At 59.8% G+C, this 22,858-nt stretch carries 19 protein-coding genes and 1 pseudogene; 8 read left to right on the forward strand and 12 right to left on the reverse strand.

Going from position 1 to position 22,858, the window contains the following annotated elements:
• Positions 1-12: 12 nt before the first annotated feature.
• Together NGM10_RS17405 and NGM10_RS17410 are read right to left on the reverse strand one after the other, a co-directional pair.
• Positions 13-606, reverse strand: coding sequence for a helix-turn-helix transcriptional regulator (locus tag NGM10_RS17405; RefSeq protein WP_253484955.1), 594 nt, complete (start codon positions 604-606; stop codon positions 13-15).
• 132 nt (positions 607-738) lie between these two features.
• On the reverse strand, positions 739-2,142 hold the full coding sequence (locus NGM10_RS17410) for a permease (protein ID WP_253484958.1): 1,404 nt from the start codon (positions 2,140-2,142) through the stop codon (positions 739-741).
• A 357-nt stretch (positions 2,143-2,499) separates the two neighbouring features.
• Here NGM10_RS17410 and NGM10_RS17415 point away from each other — a divergent pair, with 357 nt between their 5' ends.
• From NGM10_RS17415 to acnA, 3 genes are all read left to right on the forward strand, one after another.
• Positions 2,500-2,763: a hypothetical protein gene (locus tag NGM10_RS17415; RefSeq protein WP_253484961.1), complete on the forward strand. Its 264-nt coding sequence runs from the start codon at positions 2,500-2,502 to the stop codon at positions 2,761-2,763.
• 16 nt (positions 2,764-2,779) lie between these two features.
• On the forward strand, positions 2,780-3,313 hold the full coding sequence (locus NGM10_RS17420) for an SRPBCC family protein (RefSeq protein WP_253484963.1): 534 nt from the start codon (positions 2,780-2,782) through the stop codon (positions 3,311-3,313).
• Between the two features lie 127 nt (positions 3,314-3,440).
• A complete protein-coding gene (acnA, locus tag NGM10_RS17425; RefSeq protein ID WP_253484966.1) occupies positions 3,441-6,221 on the forward strand; it encodes an aconitate hydratase AcnA in 2,781 nt (926 codons plus the stop codon).
• Between the two features lie 189 nt (positions 6,222-6,410).
• Here acnA and NGM10_RS17430 read toward each other — a convergent pair whose 3' ends face one another.
• The 4 genes from NGM10_RS17430 to NGM10_RS17440 form a co-directional block, all read right to left on the reverse strand.
• Positions 6,411-6,851 carry a hypothetical protein gene (locus tag NGM10_RS17430; RefSeq protein WP_253484969.1) on the reverse strand — a complete coding sequence of 147 codons (441 nt, stop codon included), beginning with the start codon at positions 6,849-6,851 and terminating at the stop codon, positions 6,411-6,413.
• The gene (locus tag NGM10_RS18435) at positions 6,848-7,072 is read right to left on the reverse strand and encodes a DUF7123 family protein (RefSeq protein WP_497007322.1); all 225 of its coding nucleotides are present in this window, start codon (positions 7,070-7,072) and stop codon (positions 6,848-6,850) included. The genes NGM10_RS17430 and NGM10_RS18435 overlap by 4 nt, the downstream gene beginning before the upstream one ends.
• 20 nt (positions 7,073-7,092) lie before the next feature.
• Positions 7,093-9,696, reverse strand: a complete 2,604-nt coding sequence (locus tag NGM10_RS17435) for a heavy metal translocating P-type ATPase (RefSeq protein ID WP_253484972.1) — start codon at positions 9,694-9,696, stop codon at positions 7,093-7,095.
• Positions 9,697-9,801: 105 nt separating this feature from the next.
• Positions 9,802-10,401 (reverse strand): AsnC family transcriptional regulator, encoded by a 600-nt coding sequence (locus tag NGM10_RS17440; protein WP_253484974.1) that lies wholly within the window; start codon positions 10,399-10,401, stop codon positions 9,802-9,804.
• Positions 10,402-10,533: 132 nt separating this feature from the next.
• Between NGM10_RS17440 and NGM10_RS17445 the strand changes: the two genes are divergently transcribed.
• From NGM10_RS17445 to NGM10_RS17465, 5 genes are all read left to right on the forward strand, one after another.
• A complete protein-coding gene (locus NGM10_RS17445) occupies positions 10,534-10,731 on the forward strand; it encodes a heavy-metal-associated domain-containing protein (protein ID WP_253484976.1) in 198 nt (65 codons plus the stop codon).
• An 86-nt stretch (positions 10,732-10,817) separates the two neighbouring features.
• Complete coding sequence (locus NGM10_RS17450) at positions 10,818-13,076, forward strand: copper-translocating P-type ATPase (protein WP_438267180.1); 2,259 nt, start codon at positions 10,818-10,820, stop codon at positions 13,074-13,076.
• An 84-nt stretch (positions 13,077-13,160) separates the two neighbouring features.
• Complete coding sequence (locus tag NGM10_RS17455) at positions 13,161-13,655, forward strand: CBS domain-containing protein (RefSeq protein WP_253484978.1); 495 nt, start codon at positions 13,161-13,163, stop codon at positions 13,653-13,655.
• A gap of 36 nt (positions 13,656-13,691) precedes the next feature.
• Positions 13,692-14,318: a methyltransferase family protein gene (locus tag NGM10_RS17460; protein ID WP_253484980.1), complete on the forward strand. Its 627-nt coding sequence runs from the start codon at positions 13,692-13,694 to the stop codon at positions 14,316-14,318.
• Between the two features lie 133 nt (positions 14,319-14,451).
• A complete protein-coding gene (locus tag NGM10_RS17465; protein ID WP_253484982.1) occupies positions 14,452-15,066 on the forward strand; it encodes a class I SAM-dependent methyltransferase in 615 nt (204 codons plus the stop codon).
• A 15-nt stretch (positions 15,067-15,081) separates the two neighbouring features.
• Here the strand turns inward: NGM10_RS17465 and NGM10_RS17470 are convergent, their stop codons facing one another.
• The 6 genes and pseudogenes from NGM10_RS17470 to NGM10_RS17495 form a co-directional block, all read right to left on the reverse strand.
• Complete coding sequence (locus NGM10_RS17470; protein ID WP_253484984.1) at positions 15,082-15,954, reverse strand: class I SAM-dependent methyltransferase; 873 nt, start codon at positions 15,952-15,954, stop codon at positions 15,082-15,084.
• Between the two features lie 6 nt (positions 15,955-15,960).
• Positions 15,961-16,323 (reverse strand): annotated as a pseudogene (locus NGM10_RS17475) (hypothetical protein); the annotation flags it as partial.
• Positions 16,324-16,408: 85 nt separating this feature from the next.
• Complete coding sequence (locus NGM10_RS17480; protein WP_253484990.1) at positions 16,409-16,771, reverse strand: hypothetical protein; 363 nt, start codon at positions 16,769-16,771, stop codon at positions 16,409-16,411.
• 161 nt (positions 16,772-16,932) lie between these two features.
• Positions 16,933-17,661 (reverse strand): hypothetical protein, encoded by a 729-nt coding sequence (locus NGM10_RS17485; RefSeq protein ID WP_253484993.1) that lies wholly within the window; start codon positions 17,659-17,661, stop codon positions 16,933-16,935.
• Positions 17,662-18,613: 952 nt separating this feature from the next.
• The gene (locus tag NGM10_RS17490; protein WP_253484996.1) at positions 18,614-21,181 is read right to left on the reverse strand and encodes a DEAD/DEAH box helicase; all 2,568 of its coding nucleotides are present in this window, start codon (positions 21,179-21,181) and stop codon (positions 18,614-18,616) included.
• Between the two features lie 2 nt (positions 21,182-21,183).
• The gene (locus tag NGM10_RS17495) at positions 21,184-22,641 is read right to left on the reverse strand and encodes a ribonuclease H-like domain-containing protein (RefSeq protein WP_253484999.1); all 1,458 of its coding nucleotides are present in this window, start codon (positions 22,639-22,641) and stop codon (positions 21,184-21,186) included.
• Between the last annotated feature and the right edge of the window lie 217 nt (positions 22,642-22,858).

A 22,858-nucleotide genomic window follows, 5' to 3' on the forward strand; every position in this document is an offset into this window, starting at 1 on the left:
CAGTAGCGATTGCTAGTTCGCCTGTCTCTGTTGTAAGTCGTCGCTCGGGTAGATGCGATACGTCCGCCCTTGGCGCTCGCGGTACAGGAGGCCGCGTTTCTCGAGAGCGCTCACCGTCTGGCTCACCTTGCTCTTCGAAAAGTCAGAGCGATCCCGTACTTCGATCTGTGTGATGCCGGGCGAGGAGATGACTGGTTCGAGGATACGGCGTTCATCATCCGGCAAGAGGTCTAACACACGAGCCTGTGGCTGAGACTCTGGATTGATAGCCCCGTCTGGTTGGGTGGTTCCCTCCGGCGATTCGTCACCCTCCGGATCGGTCGGATTCGCCATTTCATTCTGTGAGCGGTCGGTTACGTCTATGCTGGTGATCTCATCCCGAATCACGAGATACCCCCCACCGATGACAGCCGAGACGAGGAAGGTTCCGAGGACGTACCAGAGTGGATTCGTTCCGTGAACGGACCCCATCGACGTGCCCATCATCGATCCCATCTGGTCGAAGGCCTGCTGTTGCTGATATGCTTGCCAGCTGAGCACACCGCCGACGACGAGGACGGCGGCGACCAAGCCACCGACTACTGTATCTGCTCGCCGTCGATTCATTTCTCCCACCTCGATCCACCGAAATACCTGCTCATGGATGAGAGTTCGCGAGACATCAGTGTACCAGTTTTGATTGTCCAACGCAATACCCGGGGCTGCCTAGCCGCGATACTTGTTATCGAGACATAGCGGTCAGTGATGTTCATGGTTCTGGGAACCTCCCAATCCTGAAACCTGTGGGTGTTGCTGTGCAAATTTGGAGGGGTGCTTCTCGAACGATCGCTTACATTGATCCGAACAGAAGTAGTACGTCTCGCCGTCGTGGGTGAGACTCGGCCCGCTATCGTCGGTTCGCATCCCACAGACGGGGTCGCGGTACTGGCCGGGTGAACCGAGTCCACGTCGGTAGACGTAGAGGAGAAAGCCAGAGAGCGCGAACGCGACGATGTTGAGGTAAAACGTGTAGTTAAGTTTGAAGTACGTCTGTTCGGAGGCTGTCTCCCCGCCAGCGAGATTCGGGACGATACCGAGAGCGCTGAACAGTTCCTCCATGAGAAAGCCTGTGAACGCCATCGTCACGAAGAAGATACCGAGGATGTACAGCATCACCTTCCAGCCGTAGTACTTCCGGTAGACGTTCAGGACGGGGATGGTGATGAGATCGGCGTAGACGAACGCGATGACGCCGGCGAAGCTGATGCCGCCGCCCCAGAGCGCAACCGCAAAGGGAACGTTCCCCATGCTCCCGACGAAGCTGATGACGGCGATCGCGACACCCATGATGGCGTTCTCTGCGCTCACCAACAATCCATCGCCCTGGAGGAAGAGCGTGTTCCAGACCCACTGCGGAACGAAGACGATGACAAACCCCGAAATGAGAAAGCCCGCGATGATGTCCGTCCAGATCATCGACCACTCCTTGCGATACTGATTCCCGACTTTGTACCACCCGCCCCACGAGCGGAGTTCGTCGCGCCACCCGCCGCTACTTGCGGCTTCCTGCTGGTAGGTTTCCATGCAACCTTCTGAACAGAACTCCAGAGTCTCGCCCCCGTCAGTCACCAGCGAGTACTCGTCTTTGCCTTCCATCCCGCAGGTCGGGTCCTCAGTAATCCCTTGATCGTGGTCGCGTTGATTCAGTTCCTCCCGCACTTGCTCGAAGAGGTTCTCTGGGAGCGTCAGATGAACGAGGACCGCCATCACGGCGATGAGAATGACGCCGCCAAGGAGTTCTGCAACCAGAAACTCCCAGCCGAGGAGGATGAGGATCATCAGCCCGAGTTCGACGATGAGGTTCGTCGAGGCGAACATGAACGCGAAGAAGTTCACCGTGTGCGCTCCCTTCTTGAACAGCCCCTTCCCAATGGCGACCGCGCCGAAGCTACACCCACTACTTGCCGCGCCGAATACGGTTGCTTTCGTGAGGCCACTCAGATTCCCCTCTCCGAGTACGTTGGCCATCCGCTCTTTCGAGACGTAAACCTGAACGAGGCTCGTGATGACGAGCCCCATGATGATCGCCCAGGCCGCCGTCCAGAGGAAGCCGACGCCGATCCGCAACGACTCGAGGATTCCGTCAACGAGGGCGGCTTGCATATCTAGACTATCGCAGCCATCTGTTTTGTTATTTGTTCTTAAGAAACCGGGGGAGTGGGCGGAGTAAATCTTGCTTTCAAAGGTGACTCCTGCTATTAGATGTGGTCAACCGTTCGAGGGCGGCGTTCGTGCTCATCAATTTTTGCGTGTCACTGATTCCAGTCGGTGGTTGCTCCTTGGTCTTCCGACGGACCGGCCACACAGATATGGGGGTTATACCGCTGTTTCCCACACGATATTCTTGCTCCGTGTTACCAAGGGATCGCTCCCTTTCGAATTGTAAGAGAAACCCGATTGAAGGAGTAGAGCGTATCTCTAGTTATGAGCACTGCTACCACAAACCAAGACGGGTACGAAATGGACTCCACGACCAACGTGATGCACCTCGATTCGTTGGCACTGGCGGGCGCAGCAGCAGTCGTCTCTGCCGTCGCGATGCTCCTCCTTGGTGTGTTCGGAGCGATCGGCGTCTACGAGGGCGCAGTCGAAGCGATGGAGCAGTGGCACCTGTTCTTCGAACCGACCGTCGTCGGGACAGTGGCGGGCATGGTCGAGGCAGCGGTGATCAGCTTCGTCTTGATGTACGCCTTCGCGTGGCTCTACAACGGCTTCGCATCATAAATCAGGGAGTCAATCCATGTACGTCACCGACAAAGCCGAAATCGTCATCGACGCATCGTCCGAGGAGATCTGGGAGTACGTAACCGACCCAGTCCATTGGACGGCGTCGAACCCCGAGGAACACTATGGGCTCGAATACGACACGCCCGATAACCGTCCCCGAGAGGGCGCAACGTTCCACCAGGCCGAAGAGGTCGCCGGGATGTACGCCGACCTGCATGGCCGATTCCAGTATATCGACCATCCCAACGTGGCGGTCTGGACGGGGACTGCGTACTACCCGCTCCTTCGAGGACTCGTCACCGTTCGGATTCCCGAAGGAGGGACCATCCGACTCGAAGAGACTGAAGACGGGACTCGGATGTCACATGCCGTCTGGATGGACTTCCCGAACAATCGACGGGGACGGGCGCTGAAATGGGTGTTCACGACCGCTCTCGATGGGAAGGCGAAACTCTACGATCACACGAACAAGGAACTCGTCTTCTTCAAGGACCGCATCGAATCAGCGGCACCTGAGAAATCGAAGCCGCCGGGGACGAGTTCGTAGTAGAATCAGTTGTCAACCGACTTATGTACACCGACATTCACATTTCAACCGATAGATGTGACCGTCCACATCGTCACCCCGTCCATGGGGGAGACGATTCAAGAGCCACGTCACCGTAGGACAAGGTATGAACGAACCATCTCCATTCGACGCAATTCGCGAATTCGAGTTCGACGGCACCTCCTACAAGATGGCCGACCTCACAGTCCTCGAAGAGGAGGGGCTCTGCGAACTCGATCAGGTCCCCGTCAGTATCCGCGTTCTCCTCGAGTCCGTTCTCCGCAACGTCGACGGGGAGACGATAACCGCCGAGGACGTTCGCAACGCCGCGTCGTGGGAACCCGACGTCCCAGACGTCGAACTCCCGTTCACGCCCTCCCGCGTCGTCCTGCAGGACCTCACCGGCGTCCCTGCCGTGGTCGACCTCGCAGCACTCCGATCAGCGGTCGATCGCAAGGGCAAGGATCCAACCATCATCGAGCCGGACGTCCCGTGCGACCTCGTGATCGACCACAGCGTGCAGGTCGACTACTTCGGCTCCGAGGACGCCTACGAGCGCAACGTCGAATTGGAGTACGAGCGCAACGGCGAGCGGTACCGTTCCCTCAAGTGGGCCCAACAGGCGTTCGACGACTTCCGCGTCGTCCCGCCGGGGACTGGAATCGTCCACCAGGTGAACCTCGAGTACCTCGGGCGGGTTGTCCACGCCCGCGAGCAGAATGGGGAAGAGTGGCTCCTGCCGGACACGCTCGTGGGGACGGACAGCCACACGCCGATGATCGGCGGCATCGGGGTCGTCGGCTGGGGTGTCGGCGGCATCGAAGCTGAAGCCGCGATGCTCGGCCAGCCGATCACGATGAAGCTCCCCGAAGTGGTCGGGGTCCGGCTCACCGGCGAACTTCCCGAGGGAGCGACCGCAACCGACCTCGTCCTTCATGTTACTGAGCAGCTTCGGGAGGTCGGCGTCGTCGACCGGTTCGTCGAATTCTTCGGCCCTGGTGTATCGAATCTCACCGTTCCAGACAGGGCGACTATCGCGAACATGGCGCCCGAACAGGGCTCGACCATCAGTATGTTCCCCGTCGACGAAGCAACGCTCGAGTACCTCGAACTCACGGGCCGCGACGAGCAGCACATCGAACTCGTTCGCGAATATCTCGACGCACAGGGGCTGTTCGGTGAACAGAACCCCGAGTACACCGCGACGGTCGAACTCGACCTCTCGACGATCACTCCCAGCCTCGCCGGGCCGAAACGCCCCCAGGATCGCGTCCCGATGGGCGACATGAAGACGCACTTCCGGGGACTGGTCCACGGCGAATTCGAGGACGAACTCGACGATATCGACGAAGATGCGATCACACGATGGATCAGCGAGAGCAGCGGTTCCGACGACGACCGACCCGACCCCGATCTTCCGGAACCGGACGTCGGCGATCTCACTGAACGAGTCGAAGTCGACGTGAACGGCGAGTCGACCGAGATCGGGCACGGTAGTGTCGTCGTCAGCGCCATCACCAGCTGTACGAACACGTCGAACCCGTCCGTGATGCTCGCGGCAGGGCTGCTCGCCCGCAACGCTGTCGAACGAGGGCTCGAAGTCCCGGCGTACGTCAAAACGAGTCTTGCACCGGGCAGTCGGGTCGTCACCGAATACCTCGAAGCCTCGGGACTACTCCCCTATCTGGAAGACCTCGGCTACAACGTCGTCGGCTACGGCTGTACGACCTGCATCGGAAATGCTGGGCCGCTTCCCGAGCCGATCGAACGCGCGATCGACGCCGAGGACCTCTGGACGACGAGCGTCCTCTCCGGCAACCGGAACTTCGAGGCACGAATCCACCCGAAAATTCGGGCGAACTACCTCGCCAGTCCGCCGCTCGTGGTCGCCTACGGACTCGCCGGGCGCATGGATATCGATCTCGAACACGATCCGCTCGGCACCGACGACGACGGCAATCCGGTCTACCTCTCAGACATCTGGCCCGGCGCCGACGAGATCCACGCGGCGGTCCACGACAGCGTCGATTCCTCGATGTTCGAAGAGAAGTACGCCGAAGTGTTCGAAGGTGACGAGCGCTGGGCGGCGCTCGACGCACCGACCGGTGACGTCTACGAGTGGGACGACTCCTCGACGTACATCCGCGAACCGCCGTTCTTCAGGGATTTCCCGCTGGAGAAGCCCGGCGTCGCAGACGTCGAAGACGCCCGCACGCTGATGCTGCTCGGTGATACGGTCACGACCGACCACATCAGCCCAGCGGGACCGTTCTCTCGCGATCAACCGGCCGGGGAGTGGCTCGTTGAACAGGGCGTCGAACCCCACGATTTCAACACGTACGGCGCTCGCCGGGGCAACCACGAGGTGATGATGCGTGGCACCTTCGCCAACGTTCGCATCGAGAACGAGATGCTCGACGATGTCGAGGGTGGTTACACGATTCACCAGTCGACGGGGGAACAGACGACCGTCTTCGAAGCGAGCCGCCGCTATCGCGAGGACGACACGCCGCTGGTCGTGTTCGCCGGCGAGGAACTCGGCACCGGGTCGAGCCGCGATTGGGCCGCGAAGGGGACTGATCTCTTGGGTGTTCGCGCAACCATCGCGGAGAGCTACGAGCGCATCTTCCGTGACAACCTCGTCGGCATGGGTGTCCTCCCGCTTCAGTTCGCCGACGGCGACTCCTGGGAGTCGCTCGGCATCGACGGCTCTGAACGGGTCGCGATTCACGGACTCGACGACGGCCTCGACGTGAACGACGATCTCACCGTCGTCGCAGAACGTGCCGATGGCTCGACCGTCGAATTCCCGGTTACGCCACAGGTTGGGACGCCTGCAGCCGTTCGATACGTCGAAAATGGCGGAATCCTTCATCTGGTGCTCCGTCGGTTACTCACTGAGGAATAGCCTCCCCTCTCCAGAGAGCCGTCTTCTCCGGACACTACGAAGAACCCCGCTGATGAAACAATACGCGATTGGTGGCGTTCCGCTGATCGAACGGTATCCCTGGGCAGGATATCTTCTCGGCTGACAGCGTGTGAGTCAGATTTGTAACAAATCGAGGTACCACACCTCATTCGAACGCTGACCGCATATTCACATTCCGGCTTCGGTATCGCGTCGACTCGTCATTATGACACCACTGATTAACATCAGGACGGCGAGCGCGACCATGCCGAGATCCCAGCCCATCCCAGCAGTCATGCCAGATCCCATCCCGCTGTCCATACCGGAACCCATGCCTCCGCCCATCCCCCAGTTCATGCTTCCAGTCGTACCGACGAGGCCCTGATTGAGCAACATCACCAGCGAGTACCCGATCATCAGCGGCCCGCTCGCGTTTCCGAGCCTGCTGGCGTAGGGCGTCAGCAAGACCACACCGTGAATCACAACGATGATACCGAGAACGGTCATGAGGAGGCCGCTGTTCGACCCCATCATATCAGTGCCACCCGTCGCGGAGATCAGCGAGTATAGGCCGGAGACGAGCGCGATCGCTGCACCGTACTGACGCGTTATCGTGTTGGTCGCATTCATGAGTCAATCGCCTCGATATGCCGCGTGGCGTTCTTCGACCGGCCCCAGTGTTCGAGGGACACGCCGATGATGTCCTCTTGGAGTCGACCCAGCTGCTGTGCGACGGCCGTGAGTGGGCCGTCGAGATTGCTGGTGAGTTCACCAGCCCGGAGAGAAGTAGGCTCGGCACTGACTGCCTTGACGAGATACGTCCGAACCATTTGGCGGGATGCGGTGGACATGATGGCTCTGAGTTGGTTGATTAGCGGAGTCGGCCGAGCAGCTCGTAATCGTGATCCGGCGTGTACCGCCGGAATAGCAGGCTGTTCGACAGCACCGACACCGACGAGAACGCCATCGCGCCCGCCGCGAGCACGGGCTGGAGCAGCCCGAGCGACGCGAGCGGTATCATCGCGGTGTTGTAGCCGAGCGCCCAGACGAGGTTCTGCTTGATCTTCGCGAGCGTCGCGTCCGAGATACGGATGGCTTTCACCACGTCGAGCGGGTCGTCACGCATCAGCGTCACGTCCGCCGCCTCGATGGCGACATCCGTCCCGCTCCCGATGGCGGTCCCGACGTAGGCGACAGCCAGTGCGGGGGCGTCGTTGACGCCGTCGCCTACCATCATCGCTTTGCGCCCCTCGTCCTGAATGGCCTCGACGGCGTCGGATTTGTCCTCCGGGAGGACCTCCGCACGGACGTTCTCGGGAGCGATGCCGACCTGCTCTGCGACGGCGCGGGCGGTGCGCTCGTTGTCGCCCGTGATCATCATCACGTCGACACCGCGCTCCTGTAGTTGGCTCACGGCGTTCTTCGCGCTCTCTTTGATCGTGTCGGCATCAGCGACCACTCCAACCAGTTCGTCCTCGTAGGCGACGAGCATGGCTGTTTTCCCCTCGTTCTCGAGGCGCTCCATCGTTTCCTGCGCGGGCGAGGGGTCGATTCCATTGTCACGGAGGAGTTTCCGATTGCCGACCAGCACCTCGCTGTCACCGACGGTCGCTTTGATGCCGTGACCGGGGACGTTCTCGAAGCTATCGGGGTCGGTCACGTCGATACCGCGATCTTTGGCACCGTCGACGATGGCACGGGCGAGCGGGTGTTCGCTTCCGCTTTCGGCGGTGGCCGCGAGCCGCAGCACGTCGTCCTCGCTGAGGCGCTCCTGTGCGGTTAGCTGGCCCCCATCGGTAGCGGGATCCCCGCCGTCTGTGACGGGCTGTCCATCGCTGTCGAAGACGACGACGTCGGTCAGCTCCATCTCGCCTTTCGTGAGAGTCCCGGTCTTGTCGAAGACGACCGTGTCGACGTCCTTCGCTCGCTCAAGGATGTCACCGCCCTTGAACAGGACCCCGTTCTGTGCGCCGATGGTCGTCCCAACCATCGTTGCGGCTGGGGTCGCCAATCCCAGTGCGCAGGGACAGGCGATCAACACGGCCGACGCGAATACGATGACAGCGAATTCGAAGACCGACACGCCGCCGGCCGCGACGGGGCCGCCTGCAACGAGCCCCCACAGTGGGAGCCACTCGACGACCCCGGCGAGGACTTCGGGGAACAGATACCAGACGAGGCCCCAGAGGACGGCGTTCGCGATGACTGCGGGCACGAAGTAGGCCGAGATGCGGTCGGCGAGGTTCTGAATGTCGGGCTGGCGCGACTGCGCTTCCTTGACCGTCTGAACGATCTGCTGGAGGGCGGTGTCCTTTCCGACCTTCGTCGCTTCCACGACGAGGACACCGTTCTCGTTGATGGTCGACCCGACCACTTCATCGCCCTCGCTCTTCTCGACGGGGACCGACTCGCCGGTGACCATCGACTCGTCGACCGCCGACTGGCCGTCGACGACGACGCCGTCGGTCGGAATCTGCTCGCCGGGACGAACCTTCATCCGGTCGCCGACGTCGACGTCTTCGAGGGGGATTTCTTCCTCGTTCCCCTCCTCGTCAACCACGGTGGCCGTCTCGGCCTCCATCTCCAAGAGCTTCCGGAGCGCCTCACCAGCCTGCCCCTTCGAGCGGGCTTCGAGGTAGTTCCCGAGCGTGATGAACACGAGGATGAACGCGGCCGTGTCGAAGTACAGCCCGCCGGCGACTACCGCGAGCAGAACCGCCACGGAGTAGACGTACGCGGTGGTCGAGCCCAACGCGATCAGGACGTCCATGTTGGCGCGGCCGTTCGTAACGAGCGCCTTGTAGGAGTTCTTGTAAAACGGCCAGCCCAGCACCAGTTGGATGGGCGTCGCCAGCGCGAACATGATCCATCCGGACGGAAGGCCGAGGAGTTCGTCCCCGACGAGTCCGAGCGCCAGCAGGTGGTCGACCATGAACACCAGCAGTGGCAGGGACAATACGGCGCCGAACAGCGTCAGACGGAGTTGCCGACGGACCTCCTCCTGTCGGGCGGCCTCTCGCACGTCACCTCCTGACCCGTCTCCCGGTTCAGCGTCCTCGCGGACGGGCGAGTAGCTGGCGTCCTCGATGGCGTCGTAGAAGTCCGTGAGACCCGCTTCAGCTGGGTTGTACGTGACCTGTGCCTCGTCGGTCGCGAAGTTCACGTCGGCGCTGACGACGCCCGGCGTCCGCTTGAGTGCGTCCTGCACTGTCTCCGAGCAGTTCGCACACGTCATGTCCGTGATGCCGATGCTCACCGAATCTGTGACCGGCGAGTAGCCAGCGTCCTCGATGGCATCGAAGATTCGGCCGAGTGAGATTTCGTCCGGATCGTATTCGACGCTTCCCTCGTCGGTCGCGAAATTGATGTTCGCGTCCGAGACGCCATCGAGGGACCTGACGGCGTCGGCGATGGTCTGCGAACAGTTCGCGCAACTCATCCCTTGGATGTTGATTTGGCTTCGGCGCTGACTCATTACATACTCATACGGTCCCCTTGTTCAATCGGTTTGCCCTTTCATATGTTCGGGAAATGGGCATGTGAAATTTCGAATCCAAACCAGACTAGCAGACTTCCTTCATCAATCAGCTCCTTGCTGAAGCTGTTCGTATTTCTCCTCGAATCGGGATTCACACGATGGACAACAGAATTGATACAACTCCCCGTCGATACGAGCAGCTGTCCCCTCGGTATCGACCGTATTCCCACATTGGGCACAGGTGAGGGCGAACTCCGTCCCGCCCAGATCCGGCGACCAGTCAGCGCCTGCTAGGAGCGTCACTCCGAAATCTGCGACCGCTCCATCTTCGAGTGTATCGTCGAGCCAGCTCGCAACGTCATTGTCCGGGACTCGCGCATAGACGACCAGATCGGCTTCAGCGGTGGTAAATACGTGTTCGACCGCTCCCTCGTTGAGCAGGACATCTTTGAGTGATGCGATATCTGTACCGTCAGAGGAGATGTCCAGTGTCAGCAACACAGGAATGCCCTTCCGGAGGTGTGAGTGATCGACGTCAAGCGTGAATCGGTTGATGATGCCCATCTCCTGCAGTCTCGCCACCCGATCCGATACCGCCGGTGCCGAGAGACCGACGGCATCAGCGATGTCACTGTACGGGCGACGAGCGTTCGACATCAATAGCTGGAGAATCTCGAGGTCGGTTTCGTCGAGGTCGCGCATAGTGGTACAAACGGCGACGAATGACTAAAGCATCTCGGCGGGATACGCTTAGTTTCCAAGTTTTGGGGCGCCCACGACCCACTAGTTCAAAGGGAAAATCCGCATAAGACTGGGGAGCGTATGTATTCGTGTATGTCATCGACCATCACCGTCGAGGGAATGACCTGTGGCCACTGTGAGCAGACAGTCGAAGAAGCGCTCCGAGAGGTGAGCGGCGTGACCGACGCGACTGCCGATCGAGAGGCCGAACAGGCGAGCGTCGATGGTGACGCTGACACCACAGCACTCGTTCAAGCCGTCGAAGACGCTGGATACACGGCACACGCCTGAAGCACTGTCGTCACACGTCACACCTGACTCCCTGTCCCCTACATCCATCACTATCCGGCGCGTACTCTCAGAGACACCGATGAGCTATGGACGACCACGAACACTCAGACAACGGCGACCACACCCATCACGATCACTCCGACCCCGGCGTGAGTGACGAACCGAATGAGATAGCCGACGACCGGGAGGTCGACCGGGTCGAACAGGGAATACTCGAGGAGGAAGGTGAAGACGCCGAAAAAGTCGAAGAGGAGATCCACGAACGAACCGAGCACGAGATGGGGAACGGAGCGGACGGTCACGGAGACGGTCACGACGGCCACGGCGGAATGCACGAGGGGCACGAGCAGATGTTCCGTCGGCGTTTCTTCGTCTCGACGCTTCTCTCAATCCCGGTCCTTCTGTACAGCGAAACCCTTCAGGGGTGGCTCGGATTTACGGTGCCGGCGTTCCCGGGCAGCGAGTGGATCAACCCCGTCTTCGCGGTAATCGTCTTCGCCTATGGTGGCGTCCCGTTCCTCCGGATGGCCGCTCCGGAACTAGAGGATCGCTCGCCCGGGATGATGACACTCATCTCGATGGCGATCACCGTTGCGTTCATCTACAGCCTCGCGAGCGTCGTCTTCCCCACGCAGTCGGCATTCTTCTGGGAGTTGGTGACGCTGATCGACATCATGCTGTTGGGTCACTGGATCGAGATGCGCTCCGTACGCCGAGCGTCGAGCGCCCTCGACGAGCTGGCGAAGCTCATGCCCGACACGGCAGAGCGGATCACTGAAAGTGGGGATATCGAGGAGGTGCCGGTGAGCGAGCTGTCGGAGGGCGACCTTGTCCTCGTGCGGCCCGGCGCAAGTGTCCCGTCCGACGGCGTCGTCGAGGACGGTGACTCCGACGTGAACGAGTCGATGATCACCGGCGAGTCTAGACCCGTCTCGAAAGAACCTGGCGACGAGGTCATCGGCGGCACGGTCAACGGCGATGGGAGTCTCCGCGTTCGGATCGGCGCCACGGGCGACGAGACGACGCTGGCAGGCATCATGCGCCTGGTTGAAGAGGCCCAGGAGAGTAAGTCGAAGACGCAGGTCCTCGCCGATCGCGCCGCGGGCTGGCTGTTCTACGTCGCCGTTGCGGCGGCAGTCGTGACCGCGATTGCGTGGACGGTCGCGATCTCGTTCGATGCGACGGTGATCGAGCGTGTCGTGACCGTTCTGGTCATCGCGTGCCCACACGCACTCGGGCTCGCTATCCCGCTCGTCGTCGCGATCAACACGTCGCTTGCAGCCCGGAACGGTATGCTCGTCCGAGACCGGATTGCCATGGAAGAAGCCCGGAACCTCGACGCAATCATCTTCGACAAGACCGGGACACTCACCGAAGGCGAACACGGCGTGGTCGGGATGGAGACCATCGACGGCGTCGACGAGGACGACGCTCTAGCCCTAGCAGCAGCCGTCGAAAGCGACTCGGAACACATGATTGCGCGGGCTATCCGTCAGGCAGCCGACGAGCGGGGGATCGACGCGCCCGATGCTGATGACTTCGAGGCGATGAAAGGGCGGGGCGTCCGGGCGATGGTAGACGATGACGAGATATACGTCGGCGGCCCGAACCTCCTGAATCACCTCGACAGTGACGTTCCGGGTACGCTCCAGACCTTTGCCAAAGAGGCCGGTGAGAACGCACAGACGGTCGTGTACCTGGTTCGTGAGGGTGAACTGATCGCCGCGTTCGCTATGGCGGACGTGATCCGCGAGGAGAGTTACCGGGTCGTCGACGCGCTCCACGAACTCGGCATCGAAGTGGCGATGCTGACTGGCGATTCCCAAGACGTGGCCGACGCGGTGGCCGATGAGCTGGGCATCGACACGGTGTTCGCTGAGGTGCTGCCCGAGGATAAGGACGAGAAGGTTCAGGAACTCCAGGACCAGGGAAAACTCGTCGCGATGGTTGGCGACGGCGTCAACGACGCGCCGGCGCTGACGCGGGCCGACGTCGGCATCGCCATCGGCAGCGGGACCGACGTCGCCGTCCAGTCCGCGGACGTCATTCTCGTCCAAAATAACCCGATGGACGTCGTCCGCCTCGTGAAACTGAGCAAGGCGAGTTACCGGAAGATGCAGGAGAACATTGTCTGGGCCGCTGGCTACAACGTCTTCGCCATCCCGCTGGCCGCGGGCGTCCTCGCGCCCATCGGCATCCTCCTCTCGCCGGCCGTCGGTGCACTCCTGATGTCGCTAAGCACCGTCATCGTCGCGATCAACGCGCAGTTACTCCGCCGGACCGACCTCTCGGTTCCAGGTCTCCCGGGTGTATCTCCGCCGGGTCAGGCGCGGCCGGCAGACTAGCGATCGCAGAATCTCCTTCATCGGATACAGCGCCACGTACGCGGTGTGCTACCATTTTTCGTTCTAGCGGTCGAACGTTGTGCCATGGGATCGAAACGCTCCGACCTCCCGATGCGGATAGAGAAGTTGGCTAGAGAGGATGTGGTCACTGCAAGTCAGGCCACGACTGTTAGAGAACTCGCGGAAACCATGTTCGATCGCTCCGTCGGGAGCGTCGTCATCGTCGAGAGCGATGAACCGGTCGGTATTGTCACTGACCGGGATCTCACCGTCAAGTTGCTCGCCGGAGAGGGAGACGTCAACCTCTTCGAGACGGAGAGAGACCTCACAGAGATCACCGCCGCAGACGTGATGACCGCCGACCCGCTCGTCGTGAACGCCGACGATGAACTGCCGCGCGTACTCCACCACATGGACCAGGCCCACGCCAGACGAATTCCCGTTGTTGATGACGGTGCACTCGTCGGAATCCTCGCTCTGGATGACGTGGTGATCCACTTGGCTGGCGAGAGTGCTCACGTTTCGGCGCAACTCGACAACGTTGCCAGTGTCATTCGCTCCGAGTCCCCGGAGCAGTAACCAGCAATGGCTGTAACAGAACGCACGTGACCGACTATGACCGCGACGACCGGTGTAAAGACATTGTTCTTCGGCGTGGGGCTGGTAGCCGGTGCTACCCTCGTCGTTGGACTCCTCATCAGTATTCGTAGCCCGACGTGGCGCTTCTGGCCGCACGGCGAGCGCGACTGGACGTTACTGATCGGTTGGGCGGCCTGGTTACTCTACTTCGGGGGTCTCCTCGGCGTGGTCTATCTCGACTGGTGGAATTGGTACCGACCGCCGACGCTCGTCCAGGGGATCAGCCTCCTGTTAATGCTCGCTGGAGCTGTGTTGGCCACTTGGGCTGTGTGGCGACTCGGGGTTTGGGAAAGTAGCGGTCTCGAAGGGCGCCTGAACACCGAGGGACCGTACCGGTATTCACGTAATCCGCAGTACGTCGGATACGTCGCCATGCTCGGAGGTGGCGCTGTCCTCGCCGGATCGTGGATGGCAACTGTCATCGCTCTCGTCGGCATCGTCTGGTTTCTGCTCGCCCCGCTTGCAGAAGAACCGTGGCTCCGCGAGCAGTACGGAGACGCCTACGAGGAGTATCGCAGATCGGTTCCGCGGTTCCTCGGCCGAAGACACCTCGAACCGTCACAGCAGGACCAGACCGACCGATCGAAGGGAGGCAATCTGTGACCAGTAATTCCCCACAACTAATCGGAAGAAGCAGGTGGACTGCTCCACCTGGTAAGAACACCCGGATTTTGAAGAAAGAACACCAATGACTGGCCCATCACACCCGATATTTGCCCGACTGTACGACCCGGTGATGAAGCCGGCAGAGCGAACTGTGCTCGCTGACCACCGCCGCTATCTTGTGGATAAGATCTCCGGGGCGGTTCTGGATCTCGGAGCGGGGACGGGTGCGATGTTTCCGTACTTCAGTGAAGCCACTGCTGATGGTGGCAATCTCACTCTATTCGCGATCGAGCCAGACCCACACATGCGCCGGCAAGCGGTCAAACGAGCACGTAAGCTTGGGCTCGACATAGAGATCGAAAGCGCCGGTGCTGAAGCACTCCCGTTTGCAGACGATTCGTTTGACGTTGTCGTTGCGTCACTCGTGTTCTGCACCATCCCCAATTTCGACACCGCGCTCTCCGAAGTGGCTCGCGTACTGAAGCCAGGAGGCGAGTTCCGGTTCCTCGAACACGTCCGCGGAGAGGGTGCCGTGGGTGTCGCCCACGACGCACTCGCCCCAGCGTGGCATACTGTCGCCGGCGGCTGTCACCTGAATCGCGAAACGGACGAGATGTTTCGAGACGACGATCGATTCGAGCTCGTCGATTACACGCGGGTGGAGGGTGTCCCGCAGGTCGCTCCAGTCGTCCGTGGGACGCTCAGACGCCGACGTAATGGCTCGATTCTATCGCGGTTTGTGTGAATAAGGAAGCCAGGTTCACCTCTTCGCAATGAATATGACGTGCTGTAGGAACGGTAACGCGTAGTGTGCATTTCTCACCTGCTCGGTAATCACCGACGGATCGAGGTCATACGCTCGTAACTGTCGTTTAACGATAGACCGGATCGGACTCCTGAGCAGCTGGAGGTACAACGTCGTCCACTTGCGGAATTGCCCGACGCTGTGTCCTGTGATGTCTTCGACCGCATTGAGAGTAAATCTCGTATCGTCGAGAGCGGCTTTGTACTGTTCGACAGTACCTAATGACGGCATATCCCACGCGCCTGCAAACGAGTCGACGAATGCTCGTTCCGTCGCGCTCACGTCGGACTGCATCAGGAGATCGGAGAGGACGAAGACCCCTTCAGGTTCAAGGATGTCTGCGACTGTGGCGAAGACGCTGTTCCGGTTAGGGAGATAGACGAGCGCATCGATGGCTGTACACGCGGTAAATGAGTCCGTCCTGAACGGGAGTTGCGTCGCGTCACCGACAACGAACTCAGTCTCGACACGCTTCCTGCGTGCGTTCTCAATTGCCCGCTCGATGTTGTACGGGACGAGGTCCAGGCCGGTAACACGGAAGCCGAACCGGTCGGCGAGGTGAATCGCCGGGCCGCCTCGTCCACAGCCGACATCGAGGAGACGCACTCCGCCCGTGGCGGGCAGGTGCGTCGCGATTCTTGATCCGACTTCCGTAACGAGGTGGCGCTGACTCGATCCACAGACGTGTGGCTGGTACCACTCCGAGTAGCCGAGATTGAGGAATGCGTCGGTGTCCAAAAGAAGGTCGAAGGCTCGCCAGATGTCGGCTCGCTCGCCGCGGTAAGAGAACTGGTCGGTGATTCGCTCGCGGAGAGGGGACTGGTCCATCGGTCACTACTCGAGTTCGGAAACCTCCGAGTAACAGTACTCGGATTCGTCACAGTATGCGAGGTCGGTACACCCGCGGGGGCGCTGGTAGTCGATTCCTTTGTGCCGTCGGAGGTACGTCACGTAGCCGTCGTCGACACGATCCAGGATGTCGTGACAGATCCACTTCCCCCCGAACCAGGTGGCACCTAGATTCCGGTATGGGCACAGGAAGATTGTCCGTTCGACCGAATCGACCTGTGGCGTCTCGACGATCCGGACGCCGACGAGGCGGTACGCGACACGAAGTCGCTTAACAACCGATTCCGATGTGTTCGAGCCAAGGAAGAGAACATGCGCGATAGCATACCCGAGGTCGTGGAGGAGTCGTCTAATCATCGTTCAGATCGTCGTCTGCCGCCCCAAAGTATCTTGACCAATTGCTCACTCGATCTGGCTCCTATATTCCGACGTACTACTCCTTCAGGCGATCCTCGATGGTAACGAGGTCGGCAAGGAACCGATGGGTCACGTCGGCATGGCTACCGGAGTCACCGTCGTACATGCGCAGTACGACCTCGCGGACGGTGGCTGGGTCTCGGTCGATACCCTCAGCCACACTAACCCACGCTCGATCAAGACGACTCTCGTTGTTGCTCCTGTAGCGGCGGCCGTCTTTCCGCTTACGAGGCGTGCCAGAGCGCTCGAGAAACTGCTTGAGGACGAGCTGGCGGTACTCCCAGCCGTTGTCACCCCGGTAAGGGTTCGGCCATACGTCGGTGGCGACCTGTGCGCGTTCGTCGTCGAGGTGGTTGGTAAGGAAATCTCGAAGTCCCATTCATCCCTTCCTACAGGGCGAGTCGGCTTATGATATTACGCCGAGTTGGCGATTTGCTAGCGCTAGAGCTAAACGATGACTAGTGATAACTGAGTTGCAGTCGGAGATCACAGCTAGCGAAGCTCGATTAGGATTTTGCTCCTCGATGATCGAGGGATCGGTCAGCGGTCTCGATTGAGCTCGTTTCGCACCGCAGAGTAGAGAAAGTCCTCGACGTCCCGGTAAGTCGGATCGCTCACAACTTTCTCTCTGATTCTCTCCCACAGTTCTTCAGGCACATCGAGCTGCTTGCCGCTTGTCTGCACCTCCCGTAGGTCTTCCAGGTCGATATCGTAGGCTTCCTCGTCGTAGTCGGCGTTGAACGCGGCATCGGCTGCCTCGAGATCGGTCGCATCATCGGGAACATCGGGTGCCGACTCGGACTCGTTGATTACTGCCCGAAGATCATACTCCTCGTACGCCTCCAGCACATCATCGACGAAGTCCCAGTATTCCTCAATAGAAGCCGTCTGCCTGTTGGGTACGTCATAGCCGAGGGCCTCCATTCCCGCGACTGCACGCTTGTTGAGAATCGCGTACGTGTCTGGGGCGAGGACATGAAGTAATTCGGTCGCTGTGGCCCAGCCGAACCCATCGAGTTCCAGTACATCTTCCAGTGCGTCCGAATCCTCGAGAGCTCGTTCAACAGTGCTGGCGACTTCCTCGGGTGACTGCTTGTCGAATACGATGTCGTCGACATAGTAGTCGATACTGCGCCGGGGCTCGGTTGCCCAGAAGCCGTCGTGGGCCACCAGTTCCGCAAATGCGTCACGCGTTGGATTATCGAGGAAGTTCTTGGCTAGCTTGCGCTTCTCTGCGATGTCGTCATTCCGGTCGGGATAGTATGCCATCGTTGAATCCTCCACTCTGTTTTGAGTAGTAGCCATTTTCTCTCAAGACTAATACTCAACACAACATCGTGGATGTAGATGTATATAGTTTTCTCTAGTTAGAGAAACTAGAACCTCTAATCAGAAAAATCGCAGAGAAATACAGGCTCTCTCCGGGAAATTCGCGGTGGGTTTGCTCTGAATCTCTGACTCCAGTAGAGAAGCAGATTTCCTGCGGTCCAGACGGCAACTTAATATCCAATATTCTTGACCAGGGCACGGGCTCAAAGGATTAGAGCTCACTTGGAGGAAGGAGCTCACAGAGAACGGGTGCTTGGTCAAGAAGCGAGTCAAAGAGCCGCTCAGTAGGTCGATATAACGCGTGGTGCTCATCGACGATGTAGGAAGATTCCTCACCACCTGGTTGGGAAAGGAAACCGCTCTGAAGAAGTGGAGTGAGCGTGGTATCCAACGCAGCATCGGCACGCCCAGACTCTATTTCCAGTGTACGACGCGTGAACTGTGAGCGGAAATTACGTGTGCAGCAGCCTAGCACATGGGCACGTCGATCAGCAAATAATTCATTGAGTGCCGTTCGGTGCGTGCGAGTCCAATAGTCGTCAAGGCTGACGTAGGTTCGGACGATCGGAGAGAGGTCATTGAGTGATCCGTCGGCGTGAACGATGCCAAGATCGTTGAGGGCGTGACGGTCGTGAGTGTTGAGTGACTCACCGAGCGGATGAAGGACTGTTTGGAGGGCATCGTGGTACCGCGACGTTAGAAACTCTCCAGCAACGACGTGGGAATTGCCGATATTACGGGTGGGGTGGATTGCCTCGTGGTGATCCGGATTTCGGTGTTCGACGTGGGTTCGTGGATAGGTCATCTGCGACCTCACACAACGTGCTGGCAAACATTAGCATACCGGGCCTGCAAGAACTGAGGCTACAGTATCGACCCCGCTTACTCGGGATTATGAGATCGAGGCAGGCGGTCGCTGTTCTTCAACAGGGGTCACTTCGCTATCTGTCTCTGGGAGGTGTTCGTTGAGGTCATCCTCCTCCTGATCACCGAGCAGATGCTCGAGGACGTCCGCAGCTGCAGGAGAGTACAGCGGGCGGTTGTCGTTTCCGCAGCGGTCGTCCATCGTACAGGCGGGACACCCTTCGTCACGGCCACACGAACAATCAACGATGAGGTCGTGGGCACGCCGGGCGACGTCTTCGAAGTGCTCGTAAATCGAACGTGAGAACCCGAGACCGCCCTCGATACCGTCGTAGATGAACCAACCACTTTTCTCGGGATTTCCAGGAAGCCGATTCGTTGCGAGGCCACCGATGTCACCGCCATCGACTTTCAGTTCAAGTGGCGAGACGGCGATCATCGCGTGTTCGACGGCGTGAATCCCACCAAGGTACCCGTGAAGCCGCGGTGGGAGGTTGATGCATTCAGGATTGTGGTACTCCGAGTGCTTGTTGAGCATCGCCCGTTCGATGTCGTTGGGAGTCTCGGCCCAACACAGCTGGGTTCGCATTTCTAACGGGGGCACACCAGTTTCATTGCCCAGCTCAAGTACGTCCCCGCTTCCGATTTCTCGCTTGAGGTACGTGCTATAGTGGACAGATACCGTTCCATACCCCCAGTTGAGCGTGAACGGTCCGACCTCGCGTGAGTCCTCGACGACCGTGTCGTAAATGTTGACCTGGCCTTGGGACTGTGTGTAATAGCTCACATTCGCTTTCTCGAGCGAGATGTACGGCTGTGGGATGTCCTCTCGGAGTTCGACGACCTGATACTGCTCGCCCTGGTGGAGAACAGTTGCACCTTCGTGGTAGTCTCTGTAGGCCCGGTCACGGCCGATCGGTTGGTGGTCAATCGATCCATCGCCAGCTAGTCGGACGTCGAAGGTGTTTCCGCCGGAGGAGTACAGGCTGATCGCATCCTGTGGGCGGTCGCGATGGGCGTACATCACGCCGCTATCGAGCGATCCTTCGAGGTCGCCCTTACGTCGGCCGTACTCCACGGCACGTTCCAGTCGTTCCTCGCCTCCGAAATCCTCTGCATCATCCCGTGTGAGGGGGAGTTCCTGCGCGGCGCAGTTGAGTTGCTGGAGGTACACGGGATTGTTGTCGAGGTCGACGACGGCGCTCTCGTGGTCTTCTTCGAGGACGTACTCCGGGTGCTGGAGAATGTACTGGTCGAGCGTGGAGTGGCTCGGAACGAACACTGAGAGCGCATCTCGTGTTCCTCTGCCCGATCGACCGATTCGTTGCCAGAACGACTGGCGCGACCCCGGATAGCCCATGAGGACGGTCCCATCGACGCCGCCGATATTGATACCGACTTCCAGGGCACTCGTCGTCGAGACGCCGTCGAGGTGTCCTTCCTTGAGTTGGTACTCCGTCCCCCGACGGGACTGTTTGCCGTGTCCGGCATGGTAGGATGCGAGGTCCGGTCTTCCCTGATATCGGTTCTCCGGGTCGGTGATGAACCGCTTCGCACGGTTGACAGACAGTTCGGTGAGCTTCCGCGAGTCACAGAACAGGAGCGACTGAACGTTCTTCTGGCACATATGCGCCCACACTTCTGGGGCTTCGACCGTCGCAGGACGCTTCGACAGCGCCGGAGAGTCAATGTCGTCAGTGAGACCGTCGTCACCACTCATGGGGGGGTCCCAGAACACGAGGTGACGGATGCCTCGCGGTGATCCGTCTTCGTCGACGACTGCCGCGGGCTCACCAGTGAGTGCGAGAGCGTGTTCTGTGGGATTGCCGATCGTCGCCGTCGTGAGAACGTACTGCGGATCGCCGCCGTAGTAATCGATGATCCGTTGGGCGCGTCGGAGGATCCAGGCGACGTGCATCCCGCCGAGGCCAGTCCACATGTGGGCTTCATCGATAACCACTAGCGAGCAGTTCGAGTGGAAGTCTGCCCACAGGTGGTGACTCTCCAGATACTGATTCAGCCCGACGAAGTTCGTGATTACGACGTTGCACTCATCGCGGATGCGAGACTTTTCCTCGCTCTTCGTGTCACCGTCGTAGACGCCGACACTGATATCCAGTCCAAGCGTGTTACGAAGGAACTCGTTGAGTTCTTGCTCCTGGTCGCGACTGAGCGCCTTCGTCGGATAGACGATAAGTGACCGCGTCTCTGGATCCTCAAGGTATTGACGAGCGATGTGAAGACCGTAGACCAGCGTCTTCCCCGAGGATGTACTGGTCGCTACACACACGTTGTCACCGCGGTCGAGTACCTGGAGAGCCTCTGCTTGGTGGCTCCACGGGTCGAATTCGAGGTTTCGAGCGATCTTGGGCGGAAGCACGTCCTCAGCTGGAACGGTCTGTTCCTCACGAGCGGGAATCTCGAAGTTCTCGTGAACCTGCCCGAAGTAGCGGTTATTCGGGTAGGTACTCTCGAGCTCCTCGCCGGTGAGTTGGAGGATGTCCGTCTGGATATCGATGTCACCGTTGTTGGTGTTGTCCTCCGGGTTGGTCGTGAGGTCTGTCTGGCTGTGGTCGGTATCGTGGTCGTCGTGCATTGTTAGAAGTCCATGAGTCCGGTCTGCGTGGTGTTTTCATCAGCAGGAACGCTGGCACGCTTGTGGCCAGGTGTCGCCTCAGCAATCGATTCGTAGACTGCAGCCAGCTCACGGACGTCTGCCTCACAGTATGCCCGTGCAGTGTCCCAGTCTACGTTTCGAGCGCGCTCTGGAGACACGAGAAGCCGCTGGATGGTCTTCGCCAGTGATTTCCCATCCACGGCGGCAGCAGCCGAGTCGCGCCCATGCCCGAGAGCCTCAGCGACGTCTTCAACCCGGTTCGTCCGACCGGGGAGGATGGCGTTGTCTTTTCGCACGGCCCAGTCGAACAGGTCGTACTCGAACACGGAGTCCGACCAGTAGTCTGCGTACTCCGGTGCGTGTCCTCGGATGAATCGGCTGAGGTGTTTGAAGTCGAAGTTGTGGCCGTTCCACGCGATGAGGGACGTGCGATCGTACTCGCTGGCTAGCCACGCAACAAACTCTCGGGTGGCTTTCCCTGGGCTGTCTCGTGACGGTTCCGTATCGATGAAGTCCACGTACTCGTCTGTTTCAGGGTCGTAGACCCCGATGAGCCAGATGATACTCGGGTTGAGGCCGTCAGTCTCGATATCAATGAACAGCGGACTGTAGTCTGCTGCGGGGACGGCTTCGTCTGTGAGACGGATCACGCATCCTTCGGACAACGCGTGGGCGCTCTGGCGGATGCTCTGCGCTTTCGACTCACCGATACCTCGAACCTCACGAAGATCGCGTTCCGTCGCGGCTGCGACGTCGTCACGCGTCTCATACCCATTCCGAGAGAGCTTCGGGGCGGTTCCCTTGCCCACACCCGAGAGCGCTCGGAGGCCGAATTTATCCGCCGGTGTCGTGGACAAAGCGATGCGGCCACCCGAATCAAGCGAAAGGCAGGCGAGTTCGGGTGCCCCTTGCCGACGGGTTGGAGCAAGCCCGCGGACGGGAAGGCGAACGCTCTCGTCGTCGACGTCGGCCTTCCACACGAAATCGTAACTAGCCTCCATGGCTCCGGTGAGGAACGTCGCTTCTCGGTCGGTTCGGTGTTGGAAGCGAGCGAGGTGTTCGAGGCCATCGAGCGAGACATCTAAAGAGACCGAGTCGGCGCTCGTCTGTATCTCATCACAAATGACGTAGTCGACGTCGTCTGGAATCTCTTGCCCGCTGGCGCTAGAGGCTCCACCAATGAAGTCGAGCGACCTGACGATGGACACAGTAATCCCGTCAACAGTCTCAGTGTGAACCGCGCTCCCCCGAGTGTAAATTACCGGGCACGAGGCGGTACGCTCGACAGTGCTTACGGTTCGCATATCCAACTTTTCTTCGACAATGTAGATGAGATCCGCATCGAAGTAATCGACGAGATCTTCGATGGCGGTCGTCGTAGCGTCGACTAGCGCGTCACACCGGAGAGCAAGCAGACGTACTCCAAGGTCGCCCGCCATGTCTCAGTGGGTGGTTGTCCCCTGGCCCGGTTGGCTATCAGCAGGTTGTCCCTCGTTTCGCGTGTTGGTCATACACTCACTATCGTAACCCTCTGGCTTATACTTTCTGACTAGCAACTCTGCGATGTCCCTATCTTGGGACTTAGACGAATTCAAAAGTGGGTCTGCGGGGGTCCGTGGTAGCTATCAATCACTATGCTCTCACCAGCCAGTGGAT

Source organism: Halorussus salilacus (assembly GCF_024138125.1).
In the GTDB taxonomy this organism is placed as follows: domain Archaea; phylum Halobacteriota; class Halobacteria; order Halobacteriales; family Haladaptataceae; genus Halorussus; species Halorussus salilacus.